Source organism: Ruminiclostridium hungatei (assembly GCF_002051585.1).
GTDB lineage: Bacteria > Bacillota > Clostridia > Acetivibrionales > DSM-1351 > Ruminiclostridium > Ruminiclostridium hungatei.
Map to the genome: position 1 here is coordinate 1 of NZ_MZGX01000064.1, position 1,687 is coordinate 1,687.

A 1,687-nucleotide genomic window follows, 5' to 3' on the forward strand; every position below is an offset into this window, starting at 1 on the left:
AAAATTCAAATGTAGTTGTATCCATTAATACAACTGTTACTAATGATAAAATATCTGCTACCCAAACAGTAAAAAATGGGTCATATACTGTAGTCCAAACAAACCTTTCAGTGCAAACCAATAATTACTATAAGACTACGAGTGTGAGTAGTACAAATAAAGCAAATAGCACTATAAATAAGGGGACGGGTAATCCTATCTCTATAAGTCTAGATGTAAGTTCTGGTAGCATAGTATATAATGGGAAAACAATTAGTTTACACGAGTATCTTTATGATCAGGCAAAAGACTCGGGATTAAGTATTATAACACAGGCTAAATTGGCAGATTTGACTACTCAATGGTTTCATGCAAATGAGCATGATAAAAAAGCAATTCTATCAATAATTAGATTGGTTAGAGTAGATATAAATGATAAATCATTAGAGCAAGCGATAGATAATATAGTTGAAAAAGGTATTCGGAACCTAATAGGTGGAAGTATTCTAAGTGAGATACTAGTAAGTGATTCATCGCTAGAGTCTAGAATTAAAGATTGGGATAATGCCAGGGGAGTTTACTTGATTGGTCAAGTAAAAAGCATTGCAGATAGTGCAGGTAGCTCAGGGGCAAAAGTTAATGTAGGAAGATGGATGTCCCAGACAGAATATGATGCAATGGTTAAATCAGGGAAGGTCCAAGAAAGTTCTACAGGAACAACACATGTTGCTTCGCCAGCAAATCCAGAAGCGTTTAAATCAGCTAAGCCAGGTTCACTTTATGTTGAGTTTGAAGTACCAGCATCTTCATTGGTAGCAACTAGTAAAGGATGGGCTAAAATAGTTGGTCCAAATTCACTTGAGGGTAGGATGGCAGTTAAAAAAGGCAATCCTTTACCAGAAATGCCTAAAGCAGGGAATGTTAAAATAGAAGGGATAAAATAGCTATGTATAGAGATTTTCTTAAGTGGGTTGAAACAAAAAGATATGGACTAAAGAAATTAGGAATAACAACTGAGAACATTAATGTAACTGAAGAAAGTTTACTAAACCCAAGTACTTCTGTTGACCATTTTTCACAGGTTTGCATTGGGCGAGTGAGTGTTTGGGAAACAGGAGAGATGGATGTAGAAGTCCTACATTTTGAAACAGAAAAGAGGCTATTGTTTGAACATTTTGAATTAGGTGCGGAACCAGATTACGATGAAATTTTGAGAGGATATTTTCAAGTTTTGATTTCTGGGGTTACAGATTAATTTTGCATAAGCCATATTGGCTACAAAACATCGTGTGAACTGACTGCAAAAATCGGATATGGACGCCCGAAAAATAAAAAACCTTTAACTGTGTGAGCTGCTGTCAAAACAGACAAACTGAAACTAGCTGCATAATAATAATTCTGCAGCCAGCACCCATAGCAGTCCGAAAATAGCGTCAGAAAAGTCAATAGCGTAACAAACAAATAGGTCAACGGGAGAACAAAAATCCTGTTGGCCTTCTTTGTGCCCATTTGTAGTGAGTCGAATTGAGAAAAGAGAAGGAGGAGAAGAAACATGGGAAAAATTTGCACAAAGAGACAAACTGTAAGAATCGGTGCTAAAATACCCTTAATAAACGGTTGAAAAATCCCCACAAAAAACGTAGTCTTCTCTTTGGGAGGAGACGCAGCAATGATACAAAGTGAGGAATTTTTCATGATCAGAGATTTA

3 protein-coding genes are annotated in these 1,687 nt (G+C 36.3%); 2 read left to right on the forward strand and 1 reads right to left on the reverse strand.

Features of this window, described 5'->3' with window-relative positions; translation table 11 throughout:
- Both CLHUN_RS22275 and CLHUN_RS21490 read left to right on the forward strand, forming a co-directional pair.
- On the forward strand, window positions 1-923 hold a 923-nt coding region (locus CLHUN_RS22275), incomplete at its 5' end, for a TreTu family toxin (protein WP_207559201.1).
- 2 nt (window positions 924-925) lie between these two features.
- Complete coding sequence (locus CLHUN_RS21490) at window positions 926-1,234, forward strand: immunity protein TriTu family protein (RefSeq protein WP_080066716.1); 309 nt, start codon at window positions 926-928, stop codon at window positions 1,232-1,234.
- A 20-nt stretch (window positions 1,235-1,254) separates the two neighbouring features.
- Here CLHUN_RS21490 and CLHUN_RS22410 read toward each other — a convergent pair.
- Window positions 1,255-1,687 (reverse strand): hypothetical protein (locus CLHUN_RS22410; protein ID WP_207559202.1); only part of this gene is annotated, 433 nt, incomplete at its 5' end.